Source organism: Micromonospora palythoicola (assembly GCF_036689795.1).
GTDB classification, from domain to species: domain Bacteria; phylum Actinomycetota; class Actinomycetes; order Mycobacteriales; family Micromonosporaceae; genus Micromonospora; species Micromonospora palythoicola.
Genome location: NZ_JBAGKI010000010.1, coordinates 101,458 through 118,785 on the forward strand (window position 1 = coordinate 101,458; position 17,328 = coordinate 118,785).

Annotated in this window: 16 protein-coding genes; 9 read left to right on the forward strand and 7 right to left on the reverse strand. The window is 70.7% G+C overall.

Features of this window, described 5'->3' with window-relative positions; translation table 11 throughout:
* Positions 1 to 496: 496 nt before the first annotated feature.
* The 3 genes from V5O40_RS07060 to V5O40_RS07070 all read right to left on the reverse strand — a co-directional run bounded on the left by V5O40_RS07060 (position 497) and on the right by V5O40_RS07070 (position 2,653).
* Entirely contained in the window at positions 497 to 1,726 is a 1,230-nt protein-coding gene (locus tag V5O40_RS07060; protein WP_332904714.1) for an MFS transporter, read from the reverse strand.
* 78 nt (positions 1,727 to 1,804) lie between these two features.
* Positions 1,805 to 2,284, reverse strand: coding sequence for a hypothetical protein (locus V5O40_RS07065; protein WP_332904715.1), 480 nt, complete (start codon positions 2,282 to 2,284; stop codon positions 1,805 to 1,807).
* Between the two features lie 42 nt (positions 2,285 to 2,326).
* Positions 2,327 to 2,653 (reverse strand): hypothetical protein, encoded by a 327-nt coding sequence (locus tag V5O40_RS07070; protein ID WP_332904716.1) that lies wholly within the window; start codon positions 2,651 to 2,653, stop codon positions 2,327 to 2,329.
* Between the two features lie 328 nt (positions 2,654 to 2,981).
* Between V5O40_RS07070 and V5O40_RS07075 the strand changes: the two genes are divergently transcribed.
* The 7 genes from V5O40_RS07075 to V5O40_RS07105 all read left to right on the forward strand — a co-directional run bounded on the left by V5O40_RS07075 (position 2,982) and on the right by V5O40_RS07105 (position 10,362).
* Positions 2,982 to 5,429 carry a M14 family metallopeptidase gene (locus tag V5O40_RS07075; protein ID WP_332904717.1) on the forward strand — a complete coding sequence of 816 codons (2,448 nt, stop codon included), beginning with the start codon at positions 2,982 to 2,984 and terminating at the stop codon, positions 5,427 to 5,429.
* Positions 5,430 to 5,533: 104 nt separating this feature from the next.
* Positions 5,534 to 6,202, forward strand: a complete 669-nt coding sequence (locus V5O40_RS07080; RefSeq protein WP_332904718.1) for a HEAT repeat domain-containing protein — start codon at positions 5,534 to 5,536, stop codon at positions 6,200 to 6,202.
* 6 nt (positions 6,203 to 6,208) lie between these two features.
* On the forward strand, positions 6,209 to 7,213 hold the full coding sequence (locus V5O40_RS07085) for a MerR family transcriptional regulator (protein WP_332904719.1): 1,005 nt from the start codon (positions 6,209 to 6,211) through the stop codon (positions 7,211 to 7,213).
* A 157-nt stretch (positions 7,214 to 7,370) separates the two neighbouring features.
* Positions 7,371 to 8,222, forward strand: coding sequence for a pyridoxal kinase PdxY (gene pdxY / locus V5O40_RS07090; RefSeq protein ID WP_332904720.1), 852 nt, complete (start codon positions 7,371 to 7,373; stop codon positions 8,220 to 8,222).
* Positions 8,223 to 8,510: 288 nt separating this feature from the next.
* Positions 8,511 to 9,293, forward strand: a complete 783-nt coding sequence (locus tag V5O40_RS07095; protein WP_332904721.1) for a dienelactone hydrolase family protein — start codon at positions 8,511 to 8,513, stop codon at positions 9,291 to 9,293.
* A gap of 167 nt (positions 9,294 to 9,460) precedes the next feature.
* Positions 9,461 to 9,880, forward strand: coding sequence for an AraC family transcriptional regulator (locus V5O40_RS07100; protein WP_332904722.1), 420 nt, complete (start codon positions 9,461 to 9,463; stop codon positions 9,878 to 9,880).
* Between the two features lie 53 nt (positions 9,881 to 9,933).
* Entirely contained in the window at positions 9,934 to 10,362 is a 429-nt protein-coding gene (locus tag V5O40_RS07105) for a VOC family protein (RefSeq protein WP_164446885.1), read from the forward strand.
* Positions 10,363 to 10,458: 96 nt separating this feature from the next.
* Here V5O40_RS07105 and V5O40_RS07110 read toward each other — a convergent pair whose 3' ends face one another.
* From V5O40_RS07110 to V5O40_RS07125, 4 genes are all read right to left on the reverse strand, one after another.
* Positions 10,459 to 11,430, reverse strand: a complete 972-nt coding sequence (locus V5O40_RS07110) for a sugar phosphate isomerase/epimerase family protein (protein ID WP_332904723.1) — start codon at positions 11,428 to 11,430, stop codon at positions 10,459 to 10,461.
* 19 nt (positions 11,431 to 11,449) lie between these two features.
* Positions 11,450 to 13,579, reverse strand: a complete 2,130-nt coding sequence (locus tag V5O40_RS07115) for a PQQ-dependent sugar dehydrogenase (protein WP_332904724.1) — start codon at positions 13,577 to 13,579, stop codon at positions 11,450 to 11,452.
* A gap of 380 nt (positions 13,580 to 13,959) precedes the next feature.
* On the reverse strand, positions 13,960 to 14,574 hold the full coding sequence (locus V5O40_RS07120) for a dihydrofolate reductase family protein (RefSeq protein ID WP_332904725.1): 615 nt from the start codon (positions 14,572 to 14,574) through the stop codon (positions 13,960 to 13,962).
* Positions 14,575 to 14,643: 69 nt separating this feature from the next.
* Positions 14,644 to 15,012, reverse strand: coding sequence for an MmcQ/YjbR family DNA-binding protein (locus V5O40_RS07125; RefSeq protein WP_332904726.1), 369 nt, complete (start codon positions 15,010 to 15,012; stop codon positions 14,644 to 14,646).
* Between the two features lie 113 nt (positions 15,013 to 15,125).
* Here V5O40_RS07125 and V5O40_RS07130 point away from each other — a divergent pair, with 113 nt between their 5' ends.
* Together V5O40_RS07130 and V5O40_RS07135 are read left to right on the forward strand one after the other, a co-directional pair.
* Entirely contained in the window at positions 15,126 to 15,524 is a 399-nt protein-coding gene (locus tag V5O40_RS07130; protein ID WP_332904727.1) for a nucleotide pyrophosphohydrolase, read from the forward strand.
* A 106-nt stretch (positions 15,525 to 15,630) separates the two neighbouring features.
* A partial coding sequence (locus tag V5O40_RS07135) for a DNA/RNA helicase domain-containing protein (RefSeq protein WP_332904728.1) occupies positions 15,631 to 17,328 on the forward strand: 1,698 nt, incomplete at its 3' end.

Here is a 17,328-nt window from a genome sequence, read left to right on the forward strand (position 1 = left end):
TGTACCTCAATGTCACCATTTACGTGACACGCGGCGGCGTGCGGCCCGACACACGGCGAAGCCGTGGAATCCGGGCGGTGGCTGGCCGTTCCTGGCGGTGCCGCAGAAGCGTTTGTAGAGGCAGTGCTTCTTCTTATCCCGCAGGGCGGCGAGGTTGGCGCACGTGGCGGCGACGAAGCACCATATCGCGATCGATTCGGCAATCCGCGAATCGAACGACCTCGTCAGGACGAATGGTCCCGCGATGCTGCCTGGGTCGCCATCGAGTAGCGAAACTGTCGGCGCTTGATGCGAAAGATCGTGGTCGCATCATCGGGCGCAATGATCTCGGCTGTGCGGGATACCAATGATCAGCGCCTATCACAACGCCCCCGGGTGCCGGGTACGCGGTGCGTTTCGCGGACGTGGGCTGCCTGACCGGGGCCGTGCGGCCCGACCGCGTCATGGTCGAGGTCAGCGGCTCGGCTGCCGAGTTCGGGTGTCCGGAGCCCTTCTCTCATTGACGGCGTCCGGCATTCCAGCTCGCCACGTCAGCCCCGTCGACCGGCCGACATGGGGGGGAGCGGCGCGACGATGTCCGCTCGCGCCGACGTCGCCAGGTCAGCGCGCAAGCGGTCAGGCAGACGGCGGCGGCGAGGACCAGCGGTGGTCGTGGGCCGATCAGCACGGCGGCGGAGCCGAGCGGTGTCGTCGCCGCGATCGACCCGAACATGACCGTGTTGGCGGTGGCGGCGATCCGGCCGAGCAGCGCGTCGGGACTGTGTGTCTGGACGGCGGTGACGGCCGCGACGAGCGCCCACGGCAGTCCCAGACCGGTCACCACCGACGCGGCGACCACCACTGGCCACCACGGCGAGCAACGGCCCAGGCAGCTGATCGCGAAGAGCCCGCCTCCGGCGAGGGCCACCGCTGTCGGGTCGAACCGGGCGATCAACCGGCCGACGACCAGTCCACCGGCGACCGACCCGGCACCCTGGGCGCTGAGCAGCACGCCCAGGAACGTCGCCGGCAGGCCGAGCGTGTCGGTGACGACGGCGTAGCCGGCGGCGGTGACGAAGCCGGACATGCCTATGGCGACCCCGGCCAGCACGACCGGTCGTCGGATGGACGGGGAGCCGAACAGGACGGCCAGGCCGACTCGGACTCCCCGGTCCCGGGGTGCGACCGGCGGCGGCGTGCGGGTCAGGCGCAGCGCCGCGAAGCCGGCTGCGGCGAGGGCCGGCAGGACGGCGGCGAGCAGGGCGACCAGGTGCCCGCCCTGCCAGGTGTACAGGCCGGCACCGGCCAACGGTGCGACCAGCTTGACGCCCTCCTGGGCGCTGGAGCGCCACCCGTTGACCCGGCCGAGATGCACCGGCGACAGGGCCGCCGGCAGCAGAGCGCTCTCACCCGCGTCGATCAGGACGTACGCGATGCCGTAGACCGTGGCCACGCAGAACAGCAGCCACACCTGGCCGGGGCCGCGGACCGCCAGCAGGCTGGGCAGGGTGGCGGCGAGGGTCAGGTTGGCCGCGACGACGAGCGGGCGTCGGGGCAGCCGGTCGACGACAGCGCCGAGCCACGGGCCGGCGAGGGTGGGTGCGTAAGCGCAGAGGCCGGCGAGCGCGGCCAGGCCGGGCGAGCCGGTGAGGTCGAGGATCCAGATGCCGGTGACCAGGGCCATCGCGCTGCCGCCGAGGCCGGACAGCAGGGACACCGCCACGAACAGGATCGCGTTGCGCCGCACGAGCCCTCCGGGATCGAGTCAGAGTGGCTCACAGCGTCCTGTCTTGAGTCGCGTCGAGGCAATAGCTGCGGGTAGGTGTCAACGTCTCGTTGACAGCGCCTCGGCGAGGTGGCGGGCGACGGCGCGTACCGGGGCGGGCAGTCCGGGATCGGCGGCCGGCAGGTCGGCGCTGATCCGGGCGGCCAGGTCGTACAGGGCACCCGGCTCGGCCTCCAAGGCGAGCACCGTGGTCCGGCGGGTCAGCGCGGCCCGGGGGAAGCGGGTATCCCAGCGACGGTCGGCGTCGATCCAGCGCCACAGGTCGGTGAGGAGACCGCGCAGTGCGGCGACCTCGGCCGGCCAGCGTCTGTCGGATTCCTTCCGGCGACTCGCGCGCGCGACGGCCAGGCGCTGGCGGCGCTGCTCGGCCGCCTGGCGACTGCCCAGCCCGAGTGCTCCGGCGACCTGGTTCCAGGTGGCGCCGGCCTGCCGGGCCCGGTCGATGAGATCGAGTTCGGTGTCGTCGATCCGGTCCCGGGTGGCCGGGACGTCGGCGAGTTGATCGATCGGGTCAACCACCTGTCAACGTTACATTGACAGCCCTCGGCCGGGCCGGCTCGCTCAGGCGGCGGCGGACTGGCGGCGGGCGTGGTCCGTCGACCAGGTCGGGCGGGCGGTCGGGGCTGCCCAGGTGTCGTCCTGAGTGGTGGCAGGGGCTGTCGTCTCGTCGGCCGCGCCGCCCTGGGCGAGATTGAGCGCCCGCTGAGCCTGCTGCCACGGCTCGCACGGCCAGTTCTGACCGGCGCACAGCAGGTGGGTGCAGCCGCCGTCCTCGCCGGGTGCGTGCGCGTCGGCGACGTCCAGGGCGAGCCGCCACAGCAGCGGGTCGGTGACTCCGGCCGGACGGTCGGCGGTCTGGTGGTGCCGGTCGGTGGCGTTCTCGGACACGCGTGATCCCCCTCGTAGTCGAGCCTCACGCTCTTGATCTCCAGTCTGCACGCAGGTCAAACACGAGTTCCGCGACGGTCGGGCGAGGTGGGCGTGGTCACCGGGGGCGGGGCCGCCAGTGATTGACAGATCCCTATCTGCGGGCGAAGGATGTCGGCATCTCGATCACTCCTACGACCCGGATGCGCGGCGCTGCGTAATCGGCGATGCGGGCAGCGTCGACCGCCGAGCGCGCCGTCGTGGCCGTCCCGCAGGCGGGGTGGCCCGGTGGATCCGCGCTGAACCCGCTGCCTCCGCGCCGCGCGCCGAGAAGAGGGGCGACCGCCTCATGTCCAAGGTCCGTACGGGCTCCCGCTGGCGACCCCAGCTGCCCGCCGCCACCGCACTGGCCGCCTTCGCGGCCGTCCTGCTGCTGGTCAGTCCCGCTGCGGCGATCGTGCCGCAGGCCGCCGCCCCGGTGACCGCGCCCGCCGACCTCGGCCGGCTCGCCGACGAGCGGGCCAGCGTGGTCGAGGTGATCCTGGCCGACACCGCCGAGCTGGACGCCCTGGTGGCCACCGGCGTCGACCTCGACCACCACGTCACCCACACCGGTGACGGCATCGTCGTGCACGCCGTGGTGACCGGCAACGAGGTCGCGACGCTGACCCGGGCCGGCTTCACCTTCGGCACGGTGCTGCACACCCCGCAGGACGCGGCGCAGCGGGTGGCCGAGCGGGAGGCGACCATCGCCGCCCACCTGGCCGAGAACCAGGAGTACGCCGCCGCCGCCGACTTCTCGGCCCGGTCCACCGTCTCCGACGTCAGGATCATCCGGGCGGACTACTACACCTCCGGCGACACGCAGGTGCTCTCGGTCGAGGCGAAGTGGGCGTCGGGACAGGCCGACTCCAGCCCGTTGACCGTCGAGCGGGACAGCGGGCCGGGCACCGGGATCGGCTCCGGTGGCACCCAGACCATCTCCCGGTTCGTCGACGCCGGTGTCTACCTCTACCACCGGGGCGCGGCGCAGGTGACCAGCCGTCCGGCGTACGTGCGGATCACCAGTCCGAGCGGCGACGTGGCGGTGGCCAAGGTCAACGAATGGCTGCCCGTCCCGCCGAAGGACCCGGAGGGGCCGGGCTACATGAAGGACTTCGTGGCCAGCTACCTGACCCCCACCGAGCTGTACGACCGGATCAAGGCGCTGTCCGCGCAGTACCCGAAGATCTCGGAGATCGTCGAGCTGCCGCACCGGACCAACGGCTACCGGCGCAAGGCGCAGGCGGTGCTCGGCACCGTCGACGCCAGCCGGGTCGCGGTCGACTCGCTGGCCTGGGGTCACCAGGGCGGCAACGACATCTCCGTCGAACTGGCCGATCCCGGCGTCGCCGACGCGCCCCTGGCGGTGACCGTCACCGGCACCGCAGTCCGCGTCGACCTCGCCACCGACGGCAGCGGCACCGTCACCAGCACCGCCGAGCAGGTCGTCGCCGCGCTCAACGCGCAGGCGGGGACGCTGCTGACCGCGTACACCTATCGGGGCAGCCCGGGCACCGGCGTGGTCGCGCCTGCCGCGCGGACCGCGCTCTCCGACGGCCTCGCCGCGCCGGCGTCGGTCTCCCGCGACCCGCACCCGGTGTACGCCATCCGCATCGGCAAGCACCGCGACGGCTCCCGCCTCGGGGTGCTCGCGTACGCCCAGGAACACGCCCGGGAGTGGGTGCCGCCGCTGGTCACCATCGAGACCGCCGAACGGCTGCTGCGCAACTACGCGCACGACCGCAAGACCCGCGAACTGGTCGACAACCTCGACATCTGGATCGCTCCGTCGATCAACCCGGACGGCGGGCACTACTCGTTCTACGACTTCAACTCCCAGCGCAAGAACATGACCAACCACTGCGCCCCGCAGGCGCCGGCGGACTTCCTCGGCCGCAACTCGTGGGGCGTGGACAACAACCGCAACTACACCGAGTACAGCCTGTTCGACGGGTACGCGGGCGCGTCGACCAACTGCACCAGCGGCACCTACGCCGGCCCGGGCGAGCTGTCCGAGCCGGAGAACCGCAACGTCGACTGGCTGGCCGCCCGACCGAACATCAGGTTCTCGATGAACCTGCACTCGTCCGGCAACTACTTCATGTGGTCGCCCGGCTCGTACGCCGTCCCCGGCCGAGTCTCGGCACCGCGGCCGACGCTGGCCGAGGAGTCGCTGTTCTGGGGCGCCTCGTCGCGGATCCTGACCGCCATCAAGCGGCACCGCAACCTGGCCGTCACCCCGGCCCGGACCGGCCCGATCGCCGACGTGCTCTACTCGGCGGCCGGCAACTCCGGAGACATGCTCTGGTACAAGTACGGCATCTACGCCTGGAACTTCGAGGTCGGCACCTCGTTCCAGCCGGACTGGCAGGAGGCGCACGCCGAGACGATGGAGTTCGCCAACGGCCTGACCGAGATGCTGCGGGTGGCCCGGGACTTCGACACCGACCGCAAGCGGCCGAGAAGCTCGCTGTCGGTGCGGGCGAGCGCCACCCCGGGCATGGTCGACGTCACCTTCTCCACCAGCGAGCCGGCGGCCGTGTTCTACACCCTCGACCGGAGCCGACCCACCTACGCCGCCACCCTCTACGGCTCGGCCGGCATCCGGGAGGGCGGCGAGACGCTGACCATCCCCGTCGGCACCACCGTGCACTGGTTCTCCGTCGACGCGGCCGGCAACGTGGAGCGCAACTACAAGCCCGACGGCCGGGGCAACAACCACAACAAGCAGAAGGTCAAGGCACCGAAGCGCTGACCGGACGCCCCGGCGAGCCGTGGGTGCCCCGGCGATCTGCCGGCACCCACGGCTTGACCTTGACAGAGTGACAAGGTCTTCACTGTGTCGAGGAGGTGATCCGGATGAACACGTCACAGGAGGCCACGCAGACCGCACGGATGCTGCGTGGGTTGGCACACGGCGACGCGTCGGTGCGGCTGCGGGCCGCGCTGGCGGCCGGCACGACCCCCGACCCGCAGTTGATCGACAAGCTGGTGGAGCGCTGCGCGGTCGAGCCCGACTTCTCCGTACGCGAGATGCTCACCTGGGCCCTCACCCGGCACCCGGCCGCACTGACCGTCCCCGGGCTCGTCGCGGAGCTGCGCTCGGAGACCGCACAGGCGCGCAGCCAGGCGTTGCACACGCTGTCCAAGATCGGGGACCGGCGGGCGTGGCCGGCGATCACGCGAGCGCTGCTGACCGACGCCGACGACGAGGTGGCCCGCAGCGCCTGGCGGGCGGCGGTGGTACTGGCACCCGAGGGTGACCGGCCGGCGCTGGCCGAGGTGCTGGCGACCCAGCTCGGGCGCGGCGGACGGGAGACGCGGTTGAGCCTCAGCCGGGCACTCATCGCGCTCGGTGAGGTGGTCACGCCGGTCCTGGCCGTGGCCGGGACGCATCCCGACCCCGGCGTGCGGCAGCACGCGATCGCCACGCAACGCCTGGTCGACGACCCGGACGCCGGCTTCGAGTTCGCGATCGAGGAGGCGAAGCGCGTGGTGGCGCTCGGCGAGAACGACCGGATCCGGTGACCGGCGGTGCTGATCGGTGAGGTGGCCCGACGCTCCGGCGTCAGTGCCCGGATGCTCCGGCACTACGAGTCGCTCGGCCTGGTGGAGCCGACGGGCCGCAGCGGGGTCGGCTACCGCGAGTACTCGAACGACGACATCCGCAGGATCTTCCACATCGAGAGCCTGCGGTCGCTGGGGCTGTCGCTGCGGGAGGTGAGGCGGGCGCTCGACGATCCCGCCTTCACCCCCGCCCGGCTCGTGGCGGACCTGATCCAACAGACCCGGGAGCGGATCGCGGCGCAGACGGAGCTGCTCACCCGCCTGCGTCGGATCGGGGCCGCGCAACCCACCGACTGGGCGGACGTGCTCCAGGTCGTCGCCCTGCTCCAGGCGCTCGGCTCGGAGAACGCCGGCCGCCGTCAGCGCGCCGCCCTGTCCTCGGCCGGTGACACGGCGATGCCGGCGGAGGCACTTGTCCAGGCGGTGCTGGGCGAGTCGGACCCCAACGTCGCCGGTGCGCTGCGCTGGGCGCTGGCGCAGTCGGCCGGCGATGCGGCGGCGCTGCTGGCGGCGGGCCTCGACGCACCCGACGCCGAGGTACGCGAACGCGCCGTCCGGTCCATCGCCGAGATCCCCGACGGTGCCGCGACCGTGCTGCTGCGGGACGCCCTCGCCCACCCCGACGCCGTCGTCCGCAGGTACGCGGCCCTCGCGCTGGGGGCACGTGGCGTGGCCGAGGCGATCCCGCCCCTGATCGAGATGGTCGTCGAGGAGACCAACGAGGCCGACGCGGCCGACGCCCTGACCGCGCTGGCCGGTGAGCCCGCGCTGGCGGACCAGATCGCCGCCCGGCTCGTCGAGCGCCTCGCCACCGACGGCGTCGGGCCGCCGGCACGCAGCCGATTGACGCAGGCGCTCGCCGACATTCCAGGGGCCACCGCCACCCGGGCCCTCACCGAGTTGTCCGGGGACGCGGACCGCACCGTCGCGGCCACCGCCAGGTACGTGCTGACCCTGCGCGACGGGCGATAGCGGAGAGCGCGGCCGGGCGGCCACGTCGGTCAGGGTGCCGCAGCGGAGTGTCAGCGCGCCCGGTCGGGGTCAGCTGCCACCCGGTCGCCCGGCTGTCGGCGCGGCGGGTAGCGGGGGCCCGGCTCCATCGGAGGCCGCCGACCGCCATGATGAGACGGTGAAGATCCTGTCCATCCAGTCCTCGGTCGCCTACGGTCACGTCGGCAACTCGGCCGCGGTGTTCCCGTTGCAGCGGCTCGGCCACGAGGTCTGGCCGGTGCTGACCGTGCACTTCTCCAACCACACCGGCTACGGCGCGTGGCGCGGACCGCTGCTGGCCCCCACCGACGTCGCCGAGGTGATCGCCGGCATCGCCGACCGTGGGGTGCTCGGCGACGCCGACGCGGTGCTCTCGGGCTACCAGGGGGATCCGGCGATGGGCGCGGTGATCCTCGACGCGGTGACCCTGGTGAAGACCGCCAACCCGGACGCCCTCTACTGCTGCGACCCGGTGATGGGTGACGTCGGCCGGGGCATGTTCGTCCGGCCCGGCATCCCGGAGTACCTGCGCGACGTGGTGGTGCCCCGCGCGGACATCGTCACCCCCAACCAGTTCGAGTTGGAGTTCCTCGCCGGCCGCCCGACGAACACGCTCGACGACCTGCTGGCCGCCGTCGACGCGGTACGCGCCACCGGGCCCCGGCACGTCCTGGTGACCAGCGTGCTGCACGGCGACCTGCCGGCCGGCTCGCTGGAGGTGGTGGCCGTCTCGGACGCGGGTGCCTGGGCCGTCACCACACCGCTGCTGCCGATCAACCCCAACGGCGGCGGCGACGTCACCGCCGCCCTGTACCTGGCGCACCTGTCCACGACCGGATCGCCGGCCACCGCGCTGGAACGCACCACCGCCTCGATCTTCGCGGTGCTGGAGGCCACCCTGGCGGCCGGCACCCGGGAACTCCAACTGGTCGCCGCCCAGGCCGCGATCGCCGACCCGCCGCCGCGCTTCCCCGCCCGCCGGCTGCGCTAGCTGTAACGCTGGCAACCTTGGCGGGCACCGATGCGCCAGGGGCGTATGCGACACTGGCAACCGCGCGGAGCGCCGCCGGATCAGGGTGATCCCCGGCAAGATCCAGTTCGGACGCAGCCGGCCCTCGATGCGGGTCACCACCGCCACCCGGCCAGCACCGCGTGTTTGCGCAAGGCACGGTGGCCGCCAAGGCGGGGATCGCGAAGTCCTGGCGGCTCGCGTCGTGCCTCTTCCGCGGTTGTCGCGCCTCCGGGTTCGCGGGCTGTCCTTCGCGTCAGGGAGTCGATCATGTGCTTTGCGGCTGATGCCAGTCCGCCGGAACTACCTCAGGAGCGTGTTCGGGCAGTCGCGGACGACCTCGTGCCGGCTCAACGTCTCGAGTTGATCTCCGCTGACGGGGCCCTGGTGTCCGCCGCGCTGGCCGAGGCACCTCAACCTGGCGGGCCTGGTGTGGTCATCTTGCCCGATGTGCGTGGCCTCTACCCGTTCTATGAGCAACTCGCCGAGCGGTTCGCCCAAGCAGGTCACGATGCGATCGTCGTGGACTATTTTGCCCGCACCGCCGGTCTCGCGCCGCGCGGCGACGACTTCGATTTCCAGCCACACCTCTCCGCCACCACCCTGGAGCAGGTGCAGGCTGACATCGCGGCGGCGATTGCCGCGCTGCGCAGGCGCATCGGTGTCCGGCCGGCGGTAGCGATCGGTTTCTGCTTCGGCGGCACTCACGCCTTCCTGGCCGCGACGAACCGTGGGCTCGACCTTGACGCGGTGGTCGGCTTCTACGGCAAGCTCAGCCCCGGCCGGCTGCCCAGGCCCGCTGAGCGGGCACGCAGCATCGGCGTCCCACTGCTCGGTCTGTTCGGCGGGGATGATCCCTCGATCCCCGCCGAGGACATTACGCAGTTCGACCTGGCTCTGCGCCAGGCGGGAGTGCGCCACCAGCTGATCATCTACCCGAACGCTCCCCACTCGTTCTTCGACATCTCCTTCGATGAACACGAGCAGGCATGCAGCGACGCCTGGCACCGGGTTCTCGACTTCCTTGAGCAGCTGCCAGTCTCGCCCAACTGAGACGATCGCACCTCGCAGCGGGTCGGGGTCTCGTGCTGCTCCAGCGCCCTGAGCAGGCCGTACGTCACCGCTCTGCGGTAACGCAGCACCAGAACCGGCGCGGCAGCGGTCACGGCCCGCGATTGTGCCAGGGCATTCGGGCCGACCACGGCATAAGCTTGCCGGTGATGAGCGCTCCACCTCGCCGCGCCTCCGGTGACCTGCTGGTTCACCTGCGACGCGCCCGCGATCACATGGACCGCCACTACACCGAGGCGCTGGATCTCACCGCCGTGGCGGCTGTCGCCAGCGTCAGCAAGTACCACTTCCAGCGCCTGTTCACCATCACCTACGGCTGCTCCCCGGCGGCGTACCTGTCGCAGCGGCGCATCGAGCGGGCCCAGGATCTGCTGCGGAGCACGAACCTGACGGTGACCGAGGTCTGCTACGCCGTCGGGTTCGCCAGTCTCGGCTCGTTCAGCAGCCGGTTTCGTGAGGTGGTCGGTGAGACGCCGAGCGAATTCCAGCGCCGCTGGGCGAGCAGCGGAGCCCCGCACATCCCCGGCTGCTTCGTCTTCATGTGGGGGCTCGCCGAACGCCGCGGGTGACGCCGCAAGCCAGGAGAAGCCGGACGCCGCCGACCGTCTCCTAGCCTGGTCCCATGATTACCAACGTTTCGTTGACCAGCGTGTTCGTCAAGGACATCGACGCCGCCAAGACGTTCTACGTCGACATTCTCGGTTTCGTCGAGGGCGTCGACATCACCCTCGGCGAGGGCTACCGGTGGTGCACCGTCAAGCACCCCAGCCAACCGGAACTGGAGGTGCACCTGACCCTTCCCGGGCCGCCGCTGACGCCGGAGGTGGCGGAGATGTTCCGCCGGGCGCAGGACGAGGGCAACCTGTTCGCCGTCGGCCTGGCCGTCGACGACTGCCGCAAGACCTACGACGACCTGCGGGCCAAGGGGGTCGACTTCATCCAGGAACCGGCGGATCGGCCGTACGGGGTGGAGGCCGTCGCGCGGGACAACTCGGGCAACTGGCTGGTCCTGGTCGAACAGCGGGAGTTCACCCCCGCGGACTTCGACTGAGTGAGCAGGTCCGGCGACGTACGAGCCGCCGCATCGCCGGGGTGCCGTGCCGATCTGGTCGACTCGGCACCCCGGCGACTACCGGGACAACGTTCGTCAGTACCGCAGGTTGCGCAGGTAGCGGTAGCCGACCTCGGCGGTCTGCTGGGGCGTCACGTCGGGAGTGTCGTTCTCCACGATGTACTCCAGCACCGGGTGCTTTCGGAAGATCCGCCTGAAATCGATCATCCCGGTGCCGAGGTCGGCCATGTCGCCGTCGGCGGCGTGCCGGTCCTTGACGTGGTACTGGAGCACCCGCTGCGGCGCCGCGCGAATGACGTCCAGGGTGAAACCCTCGGGGTCGCGCACACCGTCGCCGGACTCGATGCCGCCGGTGACCGCCCAGTAGATGTCGATCTCCAGGTGGACGAGCCGGGGATCCAGTTCCTCGGTCAGCACGTCCCACGGCGTACGACCGCCGCCGAGGTCGATGGTGAACTCGTGGGCGTGGTTGTGGTAGCCGTAGCGCAGACCGGCCCGGGCCGCGGCGGCGGCCTCGACGTTCATCTGCTCCGCCCACCGCTTCCAGTCGTCGGCGTTCTCCGAGTAGAGGTACGGCACCACCATGAACTTCTGACCCAGCGTCACCGCGTTGCGGATCTTCTCCTGTAGCGCGGCGGGCGTCTCGCTGATCCCGTCGTGGCTGGACGTGGCCCTGATGCAGATGCTGTCCAGGAAGCGACGCAGCTGGGCGGCGTTGCGGCCGAAGTAGCCCAGTGCCAGTTCCACCTTCGGGTAGCCGATCCGGGCGAGATGCCGCAGGGTGGCGTCGTAGCCGGGCTCGCCGTTGAGCGCGTCACGGACGGTCCACAACTGGATGCTGATCAGCCCCGGCGGCACCCGCCGCCGACCGCCATGCCCGTGCCCGTGGCCGGGACCGTGCTTGGAACCGGCGGAGGCGGCGGTCGCGCCCACCCCCGCCGTGGCGAGGCCGACACCGGCCATCGCGGCCACCGAGCCGCGTAGCAGGCCCCGCCGGTCGAGAACGGAACGCCGCAGCGCGGCCATCCCGTCATATCCGTAACACATGATGACTCCTCTCGTGGATCTACACGCCGGGTACGAGCACGACCTGGTCGGTCCCGGTCAGCGGCGGCAGTCCGTCGTCACCGGGGTCGGTGTAGTTGGCGACGAACACGGCGGACAGGTTGTCGGTGGCCGGGTCGTGCCCCGACGGGACAGTGGTGACGATCGAGCCGGTGCAGCCGTTGGCGGTGGTCTGCGGGTGGCCGTGGTCGTCGTGGCCGAGGATGTAGGTCACGCTGACCCGGGCGCAGTCCACCGGCTGGTCGTCGGTGACCTGTACCTCGTACCGGATGGTGTCGCCGAAGGCGAAGGGTTGGCCCTCGACCGGCGCGACCAGCTCGACCACCGGCACGGCGTTGCCGACCACCACCCGCACCGACGCCGACGCCGAGCGTCCCTTCCGGTCAGTCACCTTGAGCGTCGCCTCGTAGCTGCCGTTCTCGCGGTAGGTGAACGTCGGGTTCGCCGACCGCGAGTCGACCCGGTCGTCGTCGTCGAGGTACCACTCGTACCGCAGTCGGTCGCCGTCCGGATCGGTGGTGCCCTCGCTGGAGAACTCCACGGTCAGCGGGGCCAGACCGGCGGTCTGACTGGCCGAGACCACCGGAATCGGGCTGCGGTTGCCGTCCCGACCGATGAAGTCGATCCGGGCCACCTGCGCCTCCGGGTTCTCGCTGAAGAAGCCGTCGCCGTACTCGAGGACGTAGAGCGCGCCGTCGGGGCCGAACTCCAGGTCCATCGGGTTGTCGAAGACGACCGAGGGCAGCACCGGCTCGATGCCGTCGAGGGTGCCGCGCCGGTCCAGCTGGAACGCCTTCACGTAGTCGCGGGTCCACTCGTAGAACAGCGGCTTGCCGTCGTAGTACGACGGCCACGCCACCGGGTTGCGGCCCCGGGTGGTGGAGCGGTCGAAGCGGTACGCGGGCCCGGCCATCGGGCCGATGCCGCCGGTGCCCAACTCGGGGAACTGCGCGGAGGCGCCGTAGCTGTACCACACGTCCGGCTGCTGCGTGGCGGGCAGCTTGCGCAGCCCGGTGTTGTTCGGCGACTCGTTGACCGGTGCCGCGCAGTCGAACTCCGTACCGGACTCCTCGGTGGCGAAGTCGTAGTCCCGGTACGGCAACTGCGGCGTCACGCAGTAGGGCCAGCCGTGGTTGCCGGCCTCGCGGGCCACGAACCACTTGCCGTGCCCGGCCGGTCCGCGCAGCGGGTCGGGCTGACCGGCGTCGGGTGAGTAGTCGCCGACGTACAGGTCGCCGGTCCTGCGGTCCAGCTCGATGCGGAACGGGTTACGCAGCCCCATCAGGTAGATCTCGGGGCGGGTGCCCCGGGTGCCGGGCTTGAACAGGTTCCCCTTGGGAATGGTGTACCTGCCGTCGGCGCCGACCTTGATCCGCAGGATCTTGCCCCGCAGGTCGTTGGTGTTGGCGCTGGTGCGCTGCGCGTCGTACGCCGGGTTGCGGCCGGGCCGCTCGTCGATCGGGGCGTACCCGCCGGACTCGAACGGGTTCGTGTCGTCCCCGGTGGACAGGTACAGGTTGCCCTTCGCGTCGAAGACGATGTCTCCGCCGACGTGGCAGCAGATGCCCCGGTTCACCGGCACGTCGATGATCCGCTGCTCGGTACGCAGGTCCAGCGTGTCCTTGACCAACCGGAACCGGGACAGTCGGATGACACCCTGGAACGGTGCGAGTTCCTCCTCGGTGCCCCAGGCCGGGGCGTCGCCCTCGTTGACGTCCGGGGTGGACGGGTCGTCGACCGGGGTGTCCATCGGCGGCGAGTAGTACAGGTAGACCCAGTTGTTGCCGCGCCGGCCGAAGCCCGGGTCGACGGCCACGTTCTGCAGGCCCTCCTCGTCGTGCTGGTAGACGTCGAGGGTGGCCGCGATGGTGTTGCGCCCGGTGTCGGGGTTGTGCAGCCACACCTGGCCGGCGCGGGTCACGTGCAGCACCCGACCGTCGGGCAGCACGGCGAGGTCCATCGGCTCGCCGGGACGGTCGTTGAGAGTGACCTTCTGGAAGGCCGTGTCGGGCGGGGGACTGCTGGTGCCGGCGGCCGTGGGGTTGGCCGGCGCGGCCATCGAGCTGGCGGGCGGGGCGACGAGCGTGATGGTCGTCAGACCGGCCACCGCGAGCGCGAGTCGTCTCTTCAACTGCCTCTCCTTGGTGTGAGGACGGGTCGGGCAGGTCGGGACGTACGGGTGCTGGGCTTCTCCTCCGGGTGTCGGGCAGCACCGAATGGCCCGTTGGGTCGCCGGTGGGCGACGCGGGCGCGGGAAACTGGGAGTTGGGGGCAGGTGTCCGAGGGGCCGTCGGAGGTCACGAGCGTGGCGCTGGCCCCTGCGGCGGTTCACCTCGTCGTAACATCCGGGGTGAAGTTAACAAAAGCCATGTCGATGTGTCCATGGCTTCTGCCAGGTTTAATAGAACTTTCCGCCACGATGGCGAAAGGATCGTCCACACACGAAAAACCACCCTCGGTCCCTGGGGCGGCTCCGCAGAGCCCGAGGGCGGTGCAGGTTGGACCGACGGCTCAGCGTGGCCCTTCGGCCGTCGGCTCGGCGTCGCGGCCGCCTCGGACCGCGTACCGGTGCATCGTCACGCCCTGATCGAACGACGCCTGCTCGATCAGGTCCAGCTCGACCGGCTCGTCATGGTCGTCGAACAGTGGCCGGCCGGTACCGAGCACGACGGGGTGGGTGAAGAGCAGCAGCTCGTCGAGCAGCCCCGCCCGTAGCAGGTTGGTGGCCAGGGTGGCGCCGCCGACCCCGATGTCACCGTCGGACTGCTCCCGTAGCAGGGCGAGCTGCCCGATCGCGTCGTCCCCACCGACGACCCGGGTGTGGTGCCCGGCGTCGTCGCGGGTGCGCGAGACGAGCACCTTGGGCATCGAGGTCCAGATCTCACCGTACTCACGCAGGTAGTCCGGCAGAGATTCGTCGTCGCGGGCGCCCGGCCAGAACGCCTCCATCGTCTCGTAGATCGTGCGGCCCTCGATCATGAGCGACATCGCCCGCGCCCGCCTGTTGAACTCCCGATGCAACGACTCGCCGATGCGCATCCAGTCGCCGCCACCCTGCTCACCCGGGGCGCGCTCGATCCGCAGATCGACCGACACGTTCATCCAGTACACGAACCGACCCGACACGCTGTCTCCCATGAGGTAGTGATCTGCAACTGCTTCCGGCGCTAAGCCAGGTTGTGTCGGAGCGTGGTTTCATCGAGGCTCGTCGAGCCGGGCGAGCAAGGTCCGGGGTGCCACCGACCGGTAGCCGTCCTCGATGATCTCGGCCAGCTCGGCCTCGCCGATCCCGGTGTCGAGGCGTACGCCGACCCAACCGCGATGGCCCACGTAGGGCGGGCGAAAGTAGGTCCGGGGATTCTCCGCGATCAGCTCCTCGGCGGAGCCGGGCGGGGCGGCACACCACAGGTGGGCGAAGTCGTCCTGGTGATGGCCGTCCGGCCAGACCGTGGCGAAGGACCTCTTGCCCCGGATGAACCAGGTCGGGGTGCCGTGGCTCAGCCGCTCGCTGACCTCGGGAAGACGCAGGCAGGCCCGCCGGACGATCGCCACCATGTCGGTCATCGGCCCACGCTAAGGCACCGGTCCGACAGAACTCGGGACGCCGGGCACGGGCGGCACCCCCACCGGCCCGGCCGACGTCGGCAGGTGAGCTGGCGGCGGTAGGGTTCGGCCCCGTGGAACACGAACCGAACGACCCCGGGCTGGCCGACCTCGTGCACCGGCTGCGCCGGTTCGCCGACGAACGGGACTGGCAGCGGTTCCATACCCCGAAGAACCTGGCGATGGCCCTCGCCGGCGAGGTGGGGGAGCTGCTGGCGGAGTTGCAGTGGCTCACCCCGGAGGAGTCCGCGCAGGTGATGGCCGATCCCGAGCACGGCGCCCGGGTACGCGCCGAGATCGGCGACGTCATGATCTACCTGGCCCGCCTGAGCGACATCCTGGGCATCGACCCGGTGGCCGCCGCCACCGACAAGTTGACCGAGGCTGCCCGGCGTTACCCGGTCGAACGGTCATCCGGATCCGCGGCCAAGGCTCCCTCGGCCGATCGCATCGGCTATCCACCATCAACCTGATCCGACTCGGTAAGGTGCTCAGAGCCAAGCGGTCCGACGGGCTTCCGGTGCACGGATATGCCCCCCATCCGCACGATCACATCGTGCTGCCTGGGGGCATGTGCCAATGTCGGCGTTTCGTACGTCCGCCGCCAATCTGCTGCGTCTGGCCACCGACGGTACCCTCGCCGACCGAGTTGCCGAGCACCTGTGGGCGATTCGTCACGGCGTGAGCCCCGCTGAGCGGCGGTCCTGGATGAACAGTCTGCCGGTGCTGGCGCAGGACCTCGCCGATGCGGGTCTCGACCAGGTGGAGGTCTTGGTCGAGTATCAGCTGCCGTTGACCAGCCGGCGCATCGACGCGGTGCTCGCCGGCGTTGATCCCCGTAACGGGAACGACTCCTATCTGGTCGTCGAGCTGAAGCAATGGTCCTACGCGACCGCGTACGAGGAATCCGACACCCTGGTCGCGGTCGAGCACGCGCGTGGACCACGACTGCACCCCGGCGTGCAGGTCGCCGACTACTGCCAGTACCTCACCGACTTTCTCGGCATTCTGGGTCGCCAGCGGTATCCGCTACACGGTGCCGCCTATCTGCACAACGCCGTTGACCGGGACATCGCCGACCTGCTTGACCGGCCAGTCAGCGAGCAGAGCCGACTCTTCACCAGGCAGCGTCGCGGCCAGTGGCTCGCACATCTCCAGTCGCGGTTCGCGCCGAAGTCCGGCGCGGCCGCCGCCGATCGCTTGCTGACCAGCACCGTCCGGCCCAGCCGGCACCTTCTGCGGTACGCCGCGCAGGAACTCAAGGACCGGCCACAGTTCACCCTGCTCGACGAGCAGCACGTGGCGTACGAATTGGTGCTGCACGCGGTCGAGCGGGCCCGGAAGGCGAACCGCAAGCGGGCAGTGGTGGTGGCAGGCGGACCAGGCAGCGGCAAGAGCGTCATCGCCCTGTCGGTGATGGGTGAACTGGCCCGTCAGGGTCGGACCGTGCTACACGCCACCGGCTCCCGCGCGTTCACCCAGACTCTGCGCCGCTATGCCGGGCGCGGTTCGACCCGGCTCCAAGGGATGTTCAAGTACTTCAACAGCTTCATGGACGCCGGGGCCAACGACATCGAGGTGCTGCTCTGCGACGAGGCACACCGGATCCGAGAAACCTCCGTGAACCGGTACACACCCAAGGCTCGGCGGGACCGGGCAAGGCCGCAGCTGGACGAACTGATCTCGACCGCGCGCGTGCCGGTCTTCCTGCTCGATGAGCATCAGGTGGTGAAACCGGGGGAGTTGGGCAACGTCGAGGTCATCTCGGCGTACGCCGAGAAGCTGGGCCTGGAAATCGAGGTTGTGGCCCTGCACGACCAGTTCCGGTGTGGCGGCAGCGCGGCATACGAGGACTGGGTGCTCACCCTGCTCGGCCTCGCCGGCGATGGTCCGACCGTGTGGGCCGGCGACGGACGGTTCGATCTGCGGCTGGCGGAGTCCCCGACGCAGTTGGAGGCGTTCCTGCGGTCGCGCCAACGCCCGCCGGGCGATGCCGGTGAGCCGGGACAGACGGCCCGGATGTCGGCCGGTTACTGCTGGCCGTGGAGCGACCCTCGACCGGACGGCACCCTGGTGCCGGACGTGGTGGTAGGCGAGTGGGCCCGACCCTGGAACGTCAAGAGCGATCGCAGCGTGGGTGATGCTCCCGGTAGTGCCTTCTGGGCCACCGATCCGAACGGCTTCGACCAGGTGGGCTGCGTCTACACCGCCCAGGGCTTCGAGTACGACTGGTCCGGGGTCATCATCGGACCCGACCTGGTGGCACGCGACGGCCGA